Origin of the sequence: Terrisporobacter sp., from assembly GCF_017888745.1 — a bacterium.
In the GTDB taxonomy this organism is placed as follows: Bacteria; Bacillota; Clostridia; order Peptostreptococcales; family Peptostreptococcaceae; genus Terrisporobacter.
The window spans coordinates 1-14,425 of sequence record NZ_JAGHFM010000136.1 but is presented as its reverse complement, the minus strand read 5'-3'; the positions used below and the strand labels follow the sequence as shown (position 1 = coordinate 14,425).

13 protein-coding genes are annotated in these 14,425 nt (G+C 25.6%); 5 read left to right on the top strand and 8 right to left on the bottom strand.

Annotated elements, in window-relative coordinates; genetic code table 11:
• From J7G74_RS06530 to mutS, 5 genes are all read right to left on the bottom strand, one after another.
• A partial coding sequence (locus J7G74_RS06530) for an aminotransferase class V-fold PLP-dependent enzyme (RefSeq protein WP_297133327.1) occupies positions 1-980 on the bottom strand: 980 nt, incomplete at its 3' end.
• 206 nt (positions 981-1,186) lie between these two features.
• Positions 1,187-1,435, bottom strand: a complete 249-nt coding sequence (gene hfq, locus J7G74_RS06525; protein WP_297133325.1) for an RNA chaperone Hfq — start codon at positions 1,433-1,435, stop codon at positions 1,187-1,189.
• Between the two features lie 64 nt (positions 1,436-1,499).
• Positions 1,500-2,441: a tRNA (adenosine(37)-N6)-dimethylallyltransferase MiaA gene (gene miaA / locus J7G74_RS06520; RefSeq protein ID WP_297133324.1), complete on the bottom strand. Its 942-nt coding sequence runs from the start codon at positions 2,439-2,441 to the stop codon at positions 1,500-1,502.
• 12 nt (positions 2,442-2,453) lie between these two features.
• Positions 2,454-4,514, bottom strand: coding sequence for a DNA mismatch repair endonuclease MutL (mutL, locus tag J7G74_RS06515; protein ID WP_297133323.1), 2,061 nt, complete (start codon positions 4,512-4,514; stop codon positions 2,454-2,456).
• 17 nt (positions 4,515-4,531) lie between these two features.
• Positions 4,532-7,375, bottom strand: a complete 2,844-nt coding sequence (gene mutS / locus J7G74_RS06510) for a DNA mismatch repair protein MutS (protein ID WP_297133321.1) — start codon at positions 7,373-7,375, stop codon at positions 4,532-4,534.
• A gap of 375 nt (positions 7,376-7,750) precedes the next feature.
• Between mutS and J7G74_RS06505 the strand changes: the two genes are divergently transcribed.
• Together J7G74_RS06505 and J7G74_RS06500 are read left to right on the top strand one after the other, a co-directional pair.
• Positions 7,751-8,359 (top strand): NUDIX hydrolase, encoded by a 609-nt coding sequence (locus J7G74_RS06505; RefSeq protein WP_330616435.1) that lies wholly within the window; start codon positions 7,751-7,753, stop codon positions 8,357-8,359.
• A 126-nt stretch (positions 8,360-8,485) separates the two neighbouring features.
• Positions 8,486-9,205 (top strand): hypothetical protein, encoded by a 720-nt coding sequence (locus J7G74_RS06500; protein ID WP_297133319.1) that lies wholly within the window; start codon positions 8,486-8,488, stop codon positions 9,203-9,205.
• A gap of 185 nt (positions 9,206-9,390) precedes the next feature.
• Here J7G74_RS06500 and miaB read toward each other — a convergent pair whose 3' ends face one another.
• The gene (gene miaB / locus J7G74_RS06495; protein ID WP_297133318.1) at positions 9,391-10,827 is read right to left on the bottom strand and encodes a tRNA (N6-isopentenyl adenosine(37)-C2)-methylthiotransferase MiaB; all 1,437 of its coding nucleotides are present in this window, start codon (positions 10,825-10,827) and stop codon (positions 9,391-9,393) included.
• A gap of 126 nt (positions 10,828-10,953) precedes the next feature.
• On the bottom strand, positions 10,954-11,433 hold the full coding sequence (locus J7G74_RS06490; protein ID WP_297133317.1) for a C-GCAxxG-C-C family (seleno)protein: 480 nt from the start codon (positions 11,431-11,433) through the stop codon (positions 10,954-10,956).
• Between the two features lie 101 nt (positions 11,434-11,534).
• On the opposite strand from J7G74_RS06490, the gene J7G74_RS06485 reads away from it, so the two are divergent.
• A complete protein-coding gene (locus J7G74_RS06485) occupies positions 11,535-12,191 on the top strand; it encodes a DUF421 domain-containing protein (protein ID WP_297133316.1) in 657 nt (218 codons plus the stop codon).
• 11 nt (positions 12,192-12,202) lie between these two features.
• A complete protein-coding gene (locus tag J7G74_RS06480; RefSeq protein ID WP_297133315.1) occupies positions 12,203-12,583 on the top strand; it encodes a DUF4363 family protein in 381 nt (126 codons plus the stop codon).
• A 216-nt stretch (positions 12,584-12,799) separates the two neighbouring features.
• Here J7G74_RS06480 and uvsE read toward each other — a convergent pair whose 3' ends face one another.
• The gene (gene uvsE / locus J7G74_RS06475) at positions 12,800-13,759 is read right to left on the bottom strand and encodes a UV DNA damage repair endonuclease UvsE (protein WP_297133314.1); all 960 of its coding nucleotides are present in this window, start codon (positions 13,757-13,759) and stop codon (positions 12,800-12,802) included.
• Positions 13,760-13,961: 202 nt separating this feature from the next.
• On the opposite strand from uvsE, the gene J7G74_RS06470 reads away from it, so the two are divergent.
• Complete coding sequence (locus tag J7G74_RS06470) at positions 13,962-14,342, top strand: DUF6483 family protein (protein WP_297133312.1); 381 nt, start codon at positions 13,962-13,964, stop codon at positions 14,340-14,342.
• The last annotated feature ends 83 nt before the right edge of the window (positions 14,343-14,425 follow it).

The following is a 14,425-nucleotide window of genomic DNA, read 5'->3' as shown; positions in this document are numbered from 1 at the left end:
CTTCTTAAATCATTATATTTAGGAAGTACTTCATATCCTAATCTTTCAAACATTCTTGCACAGTAAATTGCTCCCATAACTGCTTGAGAAGTAACATAAGGAGCCATAAAGAATCCTTGTAATACATTTCTTGAAGTTCCAAATGTTAGTCCACATTCTTTACCTATACCAGGAGTAGTTAATCTATAAGATACCATTTCAACTAAATCTTTTCTACCTGCTATATAACCACCTGTTAATGCAAGTCCTCCACCAGGATTTTTAATTAATGAACCAGCCATAATATCAGCGCCCACTTCAGTAGGCTCTTTTATGTCTAAAAATTCACCATAACAGTTATCTACCATTACTATTACGTCTTTTTTTACAGATTTAACTACTTCTATAGCTTCTTTTATATCATTTATTGATAAAGATTTTCTCCATGAATATCCCTTTGATCTTTGAATTAATACTAACTTTGTTCTATCGTTTATTTTCTTTTTTACACCTTCTAAATCTATGTTTCCATCTTCTAAAAAATCTACATCATCATATGTAACACCAAACTCTTTTAATGAACCTTTTTCTTCTCTTATACCTATTACGCCTTGTAAAGTATCATAAGGTTTTTCTGTAATTGATAATATTTCATCTCCAGGTCTAACAAGTCCTTGTATACATAAACTTAGTGCATGAGTGCCATTTACAATTATAGGTCTAACAAGAGCATCTTCAGCACCAAACACCTCAGCATATATTTCTTCTATCTTTTCACGGCCTATATCATTATAACCATAACCTGTAGTCCAATTAAAGTGATTATCACTTAAGTTTGCCCTTTGCATAGCTCTTAATACTTTATATTGATTATACTCTCTTATTTGTTTAATTTCTTCAAATTTATCTTTAATATCTTCCATTACTTCCTCAGATAATGCAAATGTTTCATCATCTAATCCATAATATTCTTTTAATAATTCACTTGTCTCTTTAAGCACTTTTTCTCACCTATTTCCCATATATTTGTCACTTTAAAAATTTTATCACAGAGAAAATTTTAGTTCAAGGTTAATAGATTATTTATAATAAATATTAAGTTTACTTTATAGAGTATCTATACTAATTAATAATAAAAAGGTACTTATATTAGCCTATAATATATATTATAGGCTAATATAAGTACCTTTTTTAAAAGTATAATTTATTATTTATTATTTATTTGATTAGTATTTTGTAAGTTTATATTTTTGCCTGGAACTATAGTTGACACTGCATGCTTATAAATTAGATTTTGTTGTTTATTTTCTCCTTCTAATAATACTATATAACTATCAAATCCTTTAACATATCCTTTTACTTGTACACCATTCATTAGATATATAGTTACAGGAATTCTTTCTTTTCTAGCATTATTTAAAAACAAATCTTGTAGGTTTAAAGCAGTATTTTTCATTAAACAATATCCTCCCGACTAAATTATATTTAAAACTTCCTCCATAAAGTACTATATTATAATATTATACATTTTTTGTAATATTTTCAACATAGTTCATTATATCTTCCTTGAGTATTTCTTGATTATCATATTCTCCTAAATCAAACCATTTACTATCTTTATATCTTTTAAACCAAGTAATTTGTCTCTTTGCATATCTTCTTGAGTCTCTCTTAATAATTTCGATAGCTTCTTCTAATGAATACTCACCTTCTATATACTTTACAATTTCTTTATATCCTATACCTTGCATAGATATTAAGTCTTTCGTATATCCCATATCTAGTAGCTTTTTAACTTCATCCACCAATCCAGATTCCATCATAATATCTACTCTTTTGTTAATTCTATTGTAAAGAATTTCTCTATCTCTATTTAGAACTATTATGATAGGTAAATAGTCTTCATTGTATTTTAAATCAGTAGAAAAGTCTTGCATCTTCTTTCCATCTAAACATACTTCTAATGCTCTTATAACTCTTTTAGTATTATTTTTGTGTATTCTATTTGCAGCATCACTATCTAATGATTTTAGCTTTTCATGCATATAATCTATGCCTTTTTCTTGCAATTCTCTTTCTAATTCTTCTCTTAACTTTGAGTTACTGTTAGATTTTGCAAAATCCATATTATATATCAAAGAATTAAGATATAATCCTGTACCACCTGTTACCAAAACATTTTTTCCTTTATTGGAAATATCATTAATATATTTTTTGCTTCTTTTTTGGAATTCTGATACGGAAAAATTATACTCCGGCGTAACTTCATCTATCATATGATGAACAATATTATCCATTTCTTCCTTAGTAACTTTGGCACTGCCTATATCCATATATTTATATATCTGCATAGAATCAGCAGAGATTATCTCTGCATTCAGATCCTTAGCAAGTTCTATTGATAAAGCTGTCTTACCAACAGCTGTGGGTCCTGTAAGTATAATAAGCGGTATTTTTTTCATATTATTCCTTTCTTACATTATTCGCTTGAACATTTTTTCTATTTCTTTTTTTGATATTTCAACAATAGTCGGTCTACCATGAGGACATGTAAAAGGATTCTCACACTTTTCCATTTGACTAAGAAGCTTCTTCATTTCTATTGTATGTATCTTATCATTTGCTTTAATAGCAGCTCTACATGCCATTGATGCAAATTTACTTCCTTTTAAATCATAACTATTTTTCAAATCTTCAATATTATCAATGATTTGTAGTATAAATTTTTCGGATTCTGGATTACCAAAAATAGTAGGAACACCTCTTATCATAATGTGATTATTTCCAAATAGTTCAACCTCAAAACCAAATGTTAAAAATAAATCTATATTTTTTTCTACTTTTAACATATCTATATTAGAAATTTCTAGTATTATAGGATCGAGCAACATCTGCATATCAATTTTATGATTTTTATATTTTTGCATATACTCCTCATATAAAACTTTTTCATGTGCTGCATGTTGGTCTAATAAGTACATTGAATTATTTTTTTCTAATACTATATAAGTATTTAATATACTTCCTACAACTTTAAATTCTGTAAGTGAAAATCTAGTTTCGTATTTAATTATATCATCTAATATTTCATTTTTATTTTCTTTGTCTAAAGTGTTCAGAGTAGATAATTCATCAAATGTAAAAGATTTACTAACATCTATTATTTCATCTATAAAAAACTCTCCTTTTTTATTTTCTATAGGATAAATTTTGGCATCACTGTTTTCAAGAGTTAGAGAATTTTCTATATTTTTAATTGAATCATTTTTGTATTTTATATCTAAATTATTTAAAGACATGTTTTCATTATTAGCTTTTTTATTATCTTCTTTTTTTAAAGCTTCCTTTAAAGATACAAATGTATTTATACTAGGAGTATCTTCTTCTATGGGCGTAGCCTTATTTTCCTCTGATTTATTCAAAACTTCTAAAGTATCTTTGTTTTGAGCCTGATATAATTCTTTAGTTTCTTTTACATTATTGTAATTACTATCTTTGTTATAGGTATTTTTACTGTCATAAGTTTCGTACTTACCAATTAGTACAGAATTTAGTAATCTTTTCTTAAGTAAATCTCTTATTTCTATATATAAATCTTTATCATTTTCAAATTTAATTTCCATTTTAGTTGGGTGTATATTTACATCTATATTAGATGGATTTATATCTATATGTAAAAAGCATACACCATGTTTATTAATAGGAATTATAGATTTGTACGCTTCACTTATTGCATCTAAAATAATTTTACTTTTTACAAACCTATTATTTATATAAATATGCTGTAAATTTTTATTAGAACGATAAATATTATTATTTCCAATGTACCCACTTATAGTACAATATTTGCCTTCTCCTTTTAACTCTATTAAGTTTTCTACAATATCTTTACCGTAAATACTTCTTATAACAGAAAGAAGCTTATTATCACCAGGTGTGTTTAACATTAACTTTCCATTATTTATGTACTTAAATTGTATATGGCTATTACCAATAGCAAGCTTATTTATTAAATCACTTATATTAATAGTTTCAGCATGAGTAGATTTCAAAAACTTTTGCCTTGCAGGAGTATTGAAGAATAAATCTTTTATTATGATAGTCGTACCATTTTTAGTTCCTACAGGTTCTTTTAAAATTTCTTTGCCTCCTTCTAAAACAACCTTAGTTCCTATTGGCTCATTTTTAGTTTTTGTTATCATTTCTAGTCTAGACACAGAGGCTATAGAAGCTAGTGCTTCTCCTCTAAACCCTAATGAATATAAGTCATACAAATCATCTATTTTAGCTATTTTACTCGTAGCATGTCTTAAAAATGATTTGTCCACTTCGCTAGATAAAATTCCACTACCATTATCTGTTATTCTTATTTGTTTTTTTCCACCGTCTACTATATCTATCACAATTTGTGTTGCACCAGCATCGATAGAATTTTCAATTAATTCTTTAGTAACAGAAGAAGGTCTTTCGACTACTTCTCCTGCTGCTATTTTATTTATAGTTAAATCATCTAATATATTAATTTTACTTGACATATAATACCTCCAAAAAATTAGTTTTTGTTCTTAACTTTCTTTTGAATATTAAATAAAGCATTCATAGCATCAAGCGGTGTCATACTTAATATATCTAATTCTTTTATTTCATTTATTATATTATTATCATTGACTATATCAAATGATATTTGGTCTACACTTACTGCTACTTCTTGATTTATATTATTGTTTAATTTTTCAAATTCATCATTTAGTCTATCGTAATCTCTTTTAAGCTTCTTATATGTTTTATTAATACTTTCTTTTTCTAATTTTAAAGCTTCAAATTCATTTTTTAGATTACTTTCTTCAAGTTTTTTTAATTCTAATTCTATTTCAGATATAGTATTTTCTTTGACTACATATTTTCCCTCAGAATTAATTGTACTTTCATTAGAAATTATTTCATTTATATTTCCATTTATGGCGTAGCCATTATGTACATGATTTTTTTCTAATTCTTTTAATATTTGTGAAGATCTATTAATAACTTCATTAGGAAGCTTAGCTAGTTTAGCAACATATATACCATAACTTTTATCTGCAGCTTGATCTATTATTTTTCTAAGGAAGATGATATTCTCACCATCATCCTTTACTGCAATAGAATAATTTTTGACTTCTGTAAATTCATTTTCTAAATCTGTTAGTTCATGATAATGAGTTGCAAATAAAGTTTTACACTTAATATTTTTTTCTATATATTCAACTATTGACCAAGCTAAACTTATACCATCATAAGTTGATGTACCTCTACCTATCTCATCTAATATTACTAAGCTCTTATTAGTTGCATTTTTTAATATATGAGATACCTCACTCATTTCTACCATAAAAGTTGATTGTCCTTGAGATAAATCATCACTAGCTCCTACTCTAGTAAAAATTCTATCACAAATTGGAATATTAGCATATTCTGCCGGGACGAAAGAACCCATATGAGCCATTAAAGTTATTATTGCTGTTTGTCTCATATAAGTAGATTTACCTGCCATATTCGGTCCTGTAATTATGTTAATTATATTTTCTCCACTGTTCAAATAAGTATCATTTGGAACGAAGTTTTCTTCTCCAACTATACTTTCAATTACTGGATGACGACCATTTTTTATATCTAATTTACTATTTTCATTTATAAGAGGCTTTACATAGTTATTCATATGAGCTACCGTAGCAAATGAAGTAAATACATCTATATTAGCTATTATTTTAGCCACATTTTGTATTCTATCTATATTGTTATAAATAGTTTGTCTTATTTTAACAAATATATCATATTCAAGTGCTTTAATTTTTTCTTCTGCATGAAGAATTTTATCTTCTATTTCTTTTAATTCTTCTGTAATAAATCTTTCTGCATTACTTAGAGTTTGCTTTCTTATGTATCTACCTTCTAAGTCTAGACTTGCTAAGTTTACCTTAGTTATTTCTATATAATAACCAAATACCTTATTAAACCCTATTTTTAAAGATTTAACACCAGTTTTTTCTCTTTCACGATTTTCTATTTCTTTTATCATGAAAGCTCCATTTTTAGAAATATTTCTAAGTTCTTTTAATTCTTCATTATAGCTAGATTTTATTATATTTCCATCTTTTATAGTGATACTAGGTTCTTCCATAATAGAATTATTTATTAGCTCATAAATATCATTTAAATCTTCCATATTGTCTATATATTTTTTTATTGTGTTTCCATTAGAATAATTTATTCTTTCACTTAAAAGCGGTAGCTTCTCTATAGAATTTCTTAAATTAATCATTTCTTTTGGTGTTACTTTTTCAAATGCAATTTTACCACAAATTCTTTCTACGTCGTAGACATTTTTTAAGATGTCAATTAAATCTTCTCTTAAAGAGAAGTCGTTTTTTATTTCTTCTATAACGTCTAATCTTTCATCTATTCTTTTTTTATTTACTAAAGGTTCTTCCACATATTTTCTAAGAAGTCTCCCACCCATAGCAGTTGAAGTTTTATCTAGCACATGTAAAAGTGAGCCTTTCTTTTTTGAGCCTCTCATTGTTTGAGTAAGTTCTAGATTTATTCTTGTAAACATATCAAGTACCATATATTCCATTGGATTATATATGTTTATATGATTAATGTTAGATGTAATCTGTTTTTGTGTATTATAAATATAGTTAAGTAATATGCATAAACTATTTTTGATTAAATTATCATCATCAAATTTTAAGTCATTCAAATAATCATCACTAAAATACTCATTTAATATATTTATATTCAAATAATTTTCATTAAAACTTTCATTTATATATATATTTCCTAAAGTTGCTATATTTTTCAAATCTTCTTTGAAACTTATATCATTTAGTATAATTTCAGAAGGACTAACCTTTGCAATTTCTTCTATTATTTTATCTCTACCGATTAAAGTAGCATTAGTCTCTCCTGTGCTTATATCAACATATGATAAACCTATATTGTCATTCTCTTTGTATAATGACATAAGATAATTATTCTTTTTATTTTCTAGTAAATTTCCTTCCAAAACAGTACCAGGTGTAACTACTCTAATTACTTCTCTTTTTACTATACCTTTAACACTTTGTGGATCTTCCATTTGTTCACCAACGGCAACCTTATATCCACTTTCTAATAGCTTTGATATATATGAATTTGCTGCATGAAAAGGAATACCACACATAGGGGCTCTCTCTTCTAGTCCGCAAGATTTTCCTGTTAAGGCTATTTCAAGAACTTTTGAAGCTACTATTGCATCTTCAAAAAACATTTCATAGAAGTCTCCAAGTCTAAAAAACAATATACAATCAGGATATTTATCCTTACATTCAAAATATTGTTTCATCATAGGAGTCAATTTTTGTCTATCAATCTCCATGTTTATACCTCCTTATCTTTAGTTATTATATCATATAACACAATTTATATGTTAATATAAAGAATTCTTATATTTTGTATAATATAATTATTTTATTTAATTCTTCTTATTTTACAATATAAAATAAGTAATATTAAAATTCTGCAATAAATAATATTTTAACATTTTTTATATTATTTTGGAGTTATATACTTGTTATTATAACCTTTAAACTTACCGTAGGTAATAGCGGTAGCTTAGCAATAATCATTCAAATTATTATATTAAGATATTAATTATATGACATGTAATTTTACTTATAATATATAATAGTAAAATTTTTATAGAAATATTATAATATGATTATAATAATAACTTAACTTAGGAGGGTTTATATTGGATAATATAATAAATAAATTTAAAAACTATATACCATATATAAATGGACATCAAAAAATGAAAAAATCAGCTGTTTTGATACCATTAGTAAAAGTAGGCAATTCATATTCTATCTTATTTGAATTAAGATCTAAAACTATGAAAACACAACCTGGTGAAATTTCATTTCCAGGAGGTAAAATTGAGGAAAAAGAAACACCTAAAGAAGCTTGTATAAGAGAAACTTGTGAAGAGCTGGGAATTACACAAAATAATATAGAAATTATTTCTCCTTTAGATATATATGTTTCTCCTTCAAATTTAATTATTCACCCTTATCTAGGTATCCTAAAAGATATAAATAATATAAATATTAATAAGGACGAAGTAGATCATACATTTATTGTACCAATAGATTATTTATTAGACTATAAAGCTGATTATTACACTAATGATGTAAAAGTTATACCTAATAAGAATTTTCCATATGAAAAAATACCTCATAAGGAAAATTATAAGTTTGCTGAAGGTAACTATCCAGTGTGGTTTTATGAATATAACAACTATGTAATTTGGGGTATAACAGCTAGAATTTTAGAAAATTTTTTAACATTTATAAAAAATTAGTAAGTTAGTTAAGATTTTTCTTAACTAACTTATTTTATTATATTAATTTTAATTCTTTAAACTTACATATTTATAGTAATTTATAAACAAACCTTAGCATAAATTTATTCTAAGGGGGAATAAATAATGAGAAGTAGAAAATATAATAATATAATGAATTTTATTGGATTTATTTTTTTGATATATGCATCTTCTAAAGTAAATGAATTTGATAGTATTTTAAATTATGATAAAGTCAAGCCAGAATTTATGCCTGCGTCATACTCACTTATTGTCTGGAGTATAATATATACTCTATTATTTATTTGGATTATTAAAGGATTTATAGCTACTCCAAAAGAAAGTATCATGTATAAAAAAGTTGGACTTTGGTCTTCATTTTCTATGATATTTACAGGTATTACATTTATTATACCTATAAAGTTGACACCTGTATTTATTATGGTAACTTTAGTAAGTTCATTTATTACATATTTTAAAATAAGTTCTAATTGTATATCTAAAATTTATATTTTACCATTTTCTTTAATATGTGGTTGGTTATGTATTACTACTATTTATGATATTGGTTTGTTTTTAAAATTAATTGGCATTAATTCTTTTTTATGGATAGGTGAAGTTGGTTGGACAAGCATCATAATAGTAATATTAACGATATCATCTATTTTATTTACTTTACTTAATGATGATGTGAATTTTCCTCTGATGTTTATATGGGGATATGTTGCTATAGCATTGGAAAGTTCTTCTAATATTATTATTAAAGTAAGCTTAGCAATGTCTGTAGTATTAATAGTTTCTATTTTATATGATTTATATATGCAGAGATTTAATTATGCTGAATAAATAAAAAATTCGCTTCGCTCATGTCGCCAACGGCTTTGCCTGTTGCTCAAAATTTACTTTTTTACAACTTCTCAAACACATTGATAATGCTTTAACCTATGGGTTTTTCACAATTGCAAATTCAATATAATTTCCTTGTATGTAAAAAAGGTGTAAAATAATATATTTTACACCTTTTGTTTTTGTTATGCTTCTTCTCCTATTAAAGAGAATGTAGTTGCTTCTGTAATTTTTACATTTCTAATTTTTCCTAGTAAATCATCACTTGGATTTTTAACTGAGAAATTAACTAATTTATTTTGTCTAGTTCTTCCTGCAAATTTAGTATCATCTGTCTTGCTTTTTCCTTCAATTAATACTTCAACTGTTTTTCCTTCGTAGCTTTTGTTTATTTCAGCAAGTATTTCATTTACTTTAGATAATACTCTATTAAATCTTTCATGTTTAACATCTTCTGGGATTTGATCTTCCATTTTAGCTGCTGGAGTACCTTCTCTTTTTGAATATATAAAAGTGAACGCATTATCATATCTTACTTTTTCTACAACATCTATAGTATCTAATAAATCTTCTTCTGTTTCTCCAGGGAACCCTATCATAAGATCAGTTGAAAATGCTATATCAGGAATTTCTGCCTTGGCTTTTTCTATAATTCTTAAATAGTCTTCTTTAGAATAATGTCTGTTCATTTTTTTAAGAAGAGATGTGCTACCACATTGTACAGGTAAGTGTAAGAATTCACAAACTTTGTCACAGTCTCTCATGGCATATATAACTTCATCAGATATATCTTTCGGATGAGAAGTCATAAATCTTATTCTTTCTAATCCATCTATTTCATTCGTCATTCTAAGTAATTCAGCAAATGTTATAGGTTCCTCTAAAGTTTTACCATATGAATCAACATTTTGACCAAGTAATGTTATTTCTTTAGTTCCATTTGCAACTAAATCTTTTATTTCATTTATTATATCTTCTGGTTTTCTACTTCTTTCTCTACCTCTAGTATAAGGAACTATGCAGTATGTACAGAAATTATTACATCCATACATTATATTAACAAAAGCTTTTAATTCAAATTTTCTACTACTTCTAAGACCTTCTACTACTTCTCCATCTACATCCCATACATCAACTAAAGTAGTATGACTATCCATAGTTCTAGTTAATAATTCTGGGAATTTATATAAGTTATGCGTACCAAATACTAAGTCTACATGTTTATATTTAGATTTAATTTCTTTAACAACATGAGGTTGTTGCATCATACATCCACATACAGCTATTTTTAAATCTGGATTTTTTCTTTTTGCTAACTTTAAGTGACCTAAGTTACCATACACCTTAAGCTCTGCATTTTCTCTTACTGCACAAGTGTTATATATTATTAAGTCACAGTCATTTGTCATTAAAGTCGGTTCATAACCCATACTATCCAGCATTGCAGATAACTTTTCTGAATCATGTTCATTCATTTGACATCCAAAAGTAGTTATCATATATTTTGGTTTTCTTTTATTTATAGCAACAAATCTAGAGTTTTTTTCAGCAACTGCTTCAATAAATCTATTTTGTTCTTCTATCTTTTCAATAGGAACTTGAACTTGTTTTCTTTTTCCCATCTGTCTTCCTCCTTAGTAAATAATGCAAGGTATATTATATCATAAATTTTATAAAAAATACTAGATAAAAAGCACTAGGCAGTAAACCTAGTGCTCTAAATGAATTCTGTACTAATTATGTATTTTTTAATCATTTTTTATATTTATATTATCTATATTTTTTATACTAAGCTCTTTGCATATTATTTCACATACTTTTCTAGTGGATTTTTCTACTATTTTAGTACATTTACTCTTATGCATATTGTTATCTCTATCTAGTCCCTCTGTAATTTTACCACAGCATGATGCCCTAGCAAATTCTACAAAAGAATCATGAAATTCTTTAGTTAATTCAAAACATTTATTAATTTTGGGATCATTAGGTTCTCTTCTACCAAAGAAATACCCTAGACACATAGTAGCTCCAGCCAATGCTCCACAAATGCAATATGCTTTTCCAAGACCCCAAGGAAAACCAGAAGCCATTGCTATTACATCATCAGACAAATCTAACTCAAAATTTTTCCTAATTGAGTAAATTACTGATTCGGAACATGCTAGCCCATTATTAAAAATATAACTTGAATCTTCTACTGCTTTATTTATACTAATCTCCCTTACCATTTTATATTCCCCCTAATATTAAATACTTTTCTACATAAATTATACATAAAGAAATTAATATTAGAAATACTAAAATATTATATATTTAGTGAGGATTAATTATGTTAGTAATATTTATTAGAAGTATAATACTTTATATTGCAGTTTTAATTTCTTTAAGAGTAATGGGTAAAGGTGAAATTGCAGAAATGAACTGTTTTGACTTAGTTATAACTTTACTAATAGCAGAAGTTGCTTCTACACCGATGGAAAATAATGATATTCCTATGATATATGGTATTGCATCTCTAACTGGACTTGTATTTATGCAAACTTTGATTTCTTTTCTTAGTATCAAATTTAGGAAATTGGGAAAAGTTTTATCTGGTAAACCATCTATATTAATAAATAAAGGTAAAATTGATTATAAAGAATTAAAAAAAGAAAAAATTACAATAACTGAGCTTTTAGAGCAACTTAGAGTTCAAGGTCATTTCAATATAAAATATATACAATATGCTATATTAGAAACTGACGGTAATTTAAGTATTGTTCCCTCTACTACTTATAAAAGTACACCAGCTGTTGAATATAATCATTTACCAATATCTCTTATTATGGATGGTAAAATAATAAAAGAAAATTTAAAACTTTTGGATAAAGATAAAAAATGGTTAATGGATAATTTAAAATCACAAAATATAAAAGATCCTAAAGAAGTTCTAATATGTATATTAGATGAATATGATAAGTTTTTTATTCAAAAAAAAGAGGATTGAGGTGATTTAATTTGAAATCTACTATTTATGTTTTTATTTGGACTATACTATTTATCATATTAAGTATATTTTGTCATGCTAAGGTTGAAGAACTTTCGACTTACTATACAGGTAAAGTTAATACTATAGAAATTAATATAAAAGAAGATAATTGGGATACAGCTTCCTTAAAATTAGATGATTTATACAAATCTTTCGAAAATGAAAAGAATACATGGTATAAATTAATAAATCATGGTTATTTTAATGAAATTTTTTTATCTATTGAAGTTTTAGATAAAAGCATAGATTTAAAAGATAAGATGATTACTTTACAAGAATTAGAAAGAATAAAAATGATATTAAATAACTTAGAAGAAGATGAAAAATGCGACTTTAATCGTATTTTCTAATATTATAAGCTAAATATATTTGAGCAACGGGATTGAGCAAGCGAAATCCGTTGGCGATATGAGCAAAGCGAATTTTAGCTTTTGATTTTTAATAAACAAATATATTTTAAAAACCATACCTTTAAAATAAGATTTTAACTTAATAGGTATGGTTTTTTTGAATTTGTTTTATTATTAATAAAGAAATTATAATTATTGTATCCTACTAGGAATAATTTATATTTGTATTGTGCTGTTGTCTATAAAATTATACTTTAATTTAGAGCTTTTTAAATCTTCTATTAATTTAAACAAGGCTTGATCTTTTTTCTTTGCTTCAATCATAATATCAAAATCTCTATCCACTCTATTTTTTACTAAATTTAAAAAATTAATAAAATCGTTACAATCAATATAATCTGCATGTTTCCTATCTAAATCACATTCTTTAGGACTAGAAAAATGAATTTTAGGAGGTAGATTTTCTTTATTCCATGTATTAAAAATTCTTTGTATCAAATCACTTATCTGCTCATTGTTATTTTTGCAATTATGATGATGTACATCTAATACCATAGGTATATTCACTCTTTCACATATATCTAAAACATCCTTTGCTGTAAATACTTTATCATCATTTTCTAATATTATTCTTTCTTTTATCCTTTTTGGAAATTGCTCTAGATTATAAACAAACCTTTCTATACTTTTCTCTTTTCCATCAGCTGAACTTCCTATATGAATAACAAGTTTTCCTTCTTTATAATCCATTAGTTCAAATAAATCTACTGCATGGTTTAAATTTCTTATAGTATCATTAACCACTTTGTCTTTTACACTATTTATTACATTAAACTGATCAGGATGAAAATCTACCCTCATATTAGATGATTTTATAATATCTCCTATTCTGTGCAATTCTTTTTTAAAATATTTTTCATACTCCCAATATACTTGCGGATGAGTAGAAAGAGGTATAAGCTTAGAAGTTAATCTATAAAAATGAATATTATTTTCTATGTTATATTTTAGAATTTTTTCTAATCCATCTAAATTTGAAAAAGTTACAGATTTAAGTTTTTTTAATCCTTCTTCTTCATTTTTTAATTTGCAATAGTTGGTGTAAGTTACAGTACTAGAAGTAGTAATATTTTTTAAATTTAAAGCAATGGCCACATATCCTAATCTTATTATCATTTTTTTCTCCTTAAATATTATTTAAATTTATTTTTTCATATATGATTAATACTATTCTTAATAAATACTAAGAATTTGACCAAAATAATATTAATAAGTATTAGATTTAGTATATTTGAATGATAATACTTAATATGGTACAATTTCTTTAAAAGAAAACAATATTAGTTATATATTAATCTTACATAAAGGAGTGAAATTAGTGGAATTAGAAAAAGATTATATTTTAAGAATGATAAAAGATTTAACAAAATCTATTTCGTATATAATTCTTGGCAAAAGTGAAATAGAATATGATTTGCCTAAAGAAAATGAATATTCAAGATCAGATTATCTATATATTAAAATAGTTGAACTTGCAAATTGCGGTAAAATTAATGAAGCTGAAGATATGCTATTTAGAGAAATCGATACTTCTAATATGAGAGAATTTGAAATGGCTATAGCTTTTTATTTATACTTAAACGATTTTGATGATAATTATTTAGAAGGGAATAATTATTCTAGAGATGAGATTAGTGAAGGTATAAAATCTATATGTAAAGAGTTCGGTGTATCTAGCATGGTTGATTTTTTATTTTAAAACTTTAACATCCATAAAGAGTGTGTGAAAAAAACTCTGTAAATTACAAAATCCAACAGCTTTCTATGATAGTATTAAATTAT

What these genes read in the sequence shown, in the direction of transcription:
- hfq (WP_297133325.1), bottom strand. Translation starts at nt 1,435, where the DNA reads ATGAAAAATACTGCTTTAAACCTACAAGATTTGTTTTTAAATAATGCT.
- miaA (WP_297133324.1), bottom strand. Translation starts at nt 2,441, where the DNA reads ATGAAAAAAATACCGCTTATTATACTTACAGGACCCACAGCTGTTGGT.
- mutL (WP_297133323.1), bottom strand. Translation starts at nt 4,514, where the DNA reads ATGTCAAGTAAAATTAATATATTAGATGATTTAACTATAAATAAAATA.
- mutS (WP_297133321.1), bottom strand. Translation starts at nt 7,375, where the DNA reads ATGGAGATTGATAGACAAAAATTGACTCCTATGATGAAACAATATTTT.
- J7G74_RS06500 (WP_297133319.1), top strand. Translation starts at nt 8,486, where the DNA reads ATGAGAAGTAGAAAATATAATAATATAATGAATTTTATTGGATTTATT.
- miaB (WP_297133318.1), bottom strand. Translation starts at nt 10,827, where the DNA reads ATGGGAAAAAGAAAACAAGTTCAAGTTCCTATTGAAAAGATAGAAGAA.
- J7G74_RS06490 (WP_297133317.1), bottom strand. Translation starts at nt 11,433, where the DNA reads ATGGTAAGGGAGATTAGTATAAATAAAGCAGTAGAAGATTCAAGTTAT.
- J7G74_RS06485 (WP_297133316.1), top strand. Translation starts at nt 11,535, where the DNA reads ATGTTAGTAATATTTATTAGAAGTATAATACTTTATATTGCAGTTTTA.
- uvsE (WP_297133314.1), bottom strand. Translation starts at nt 13,759, where the DNA reads ATGATAATAAGATTAGGATATGTGGCCATTGCTTTAAATTTAAAAAAT.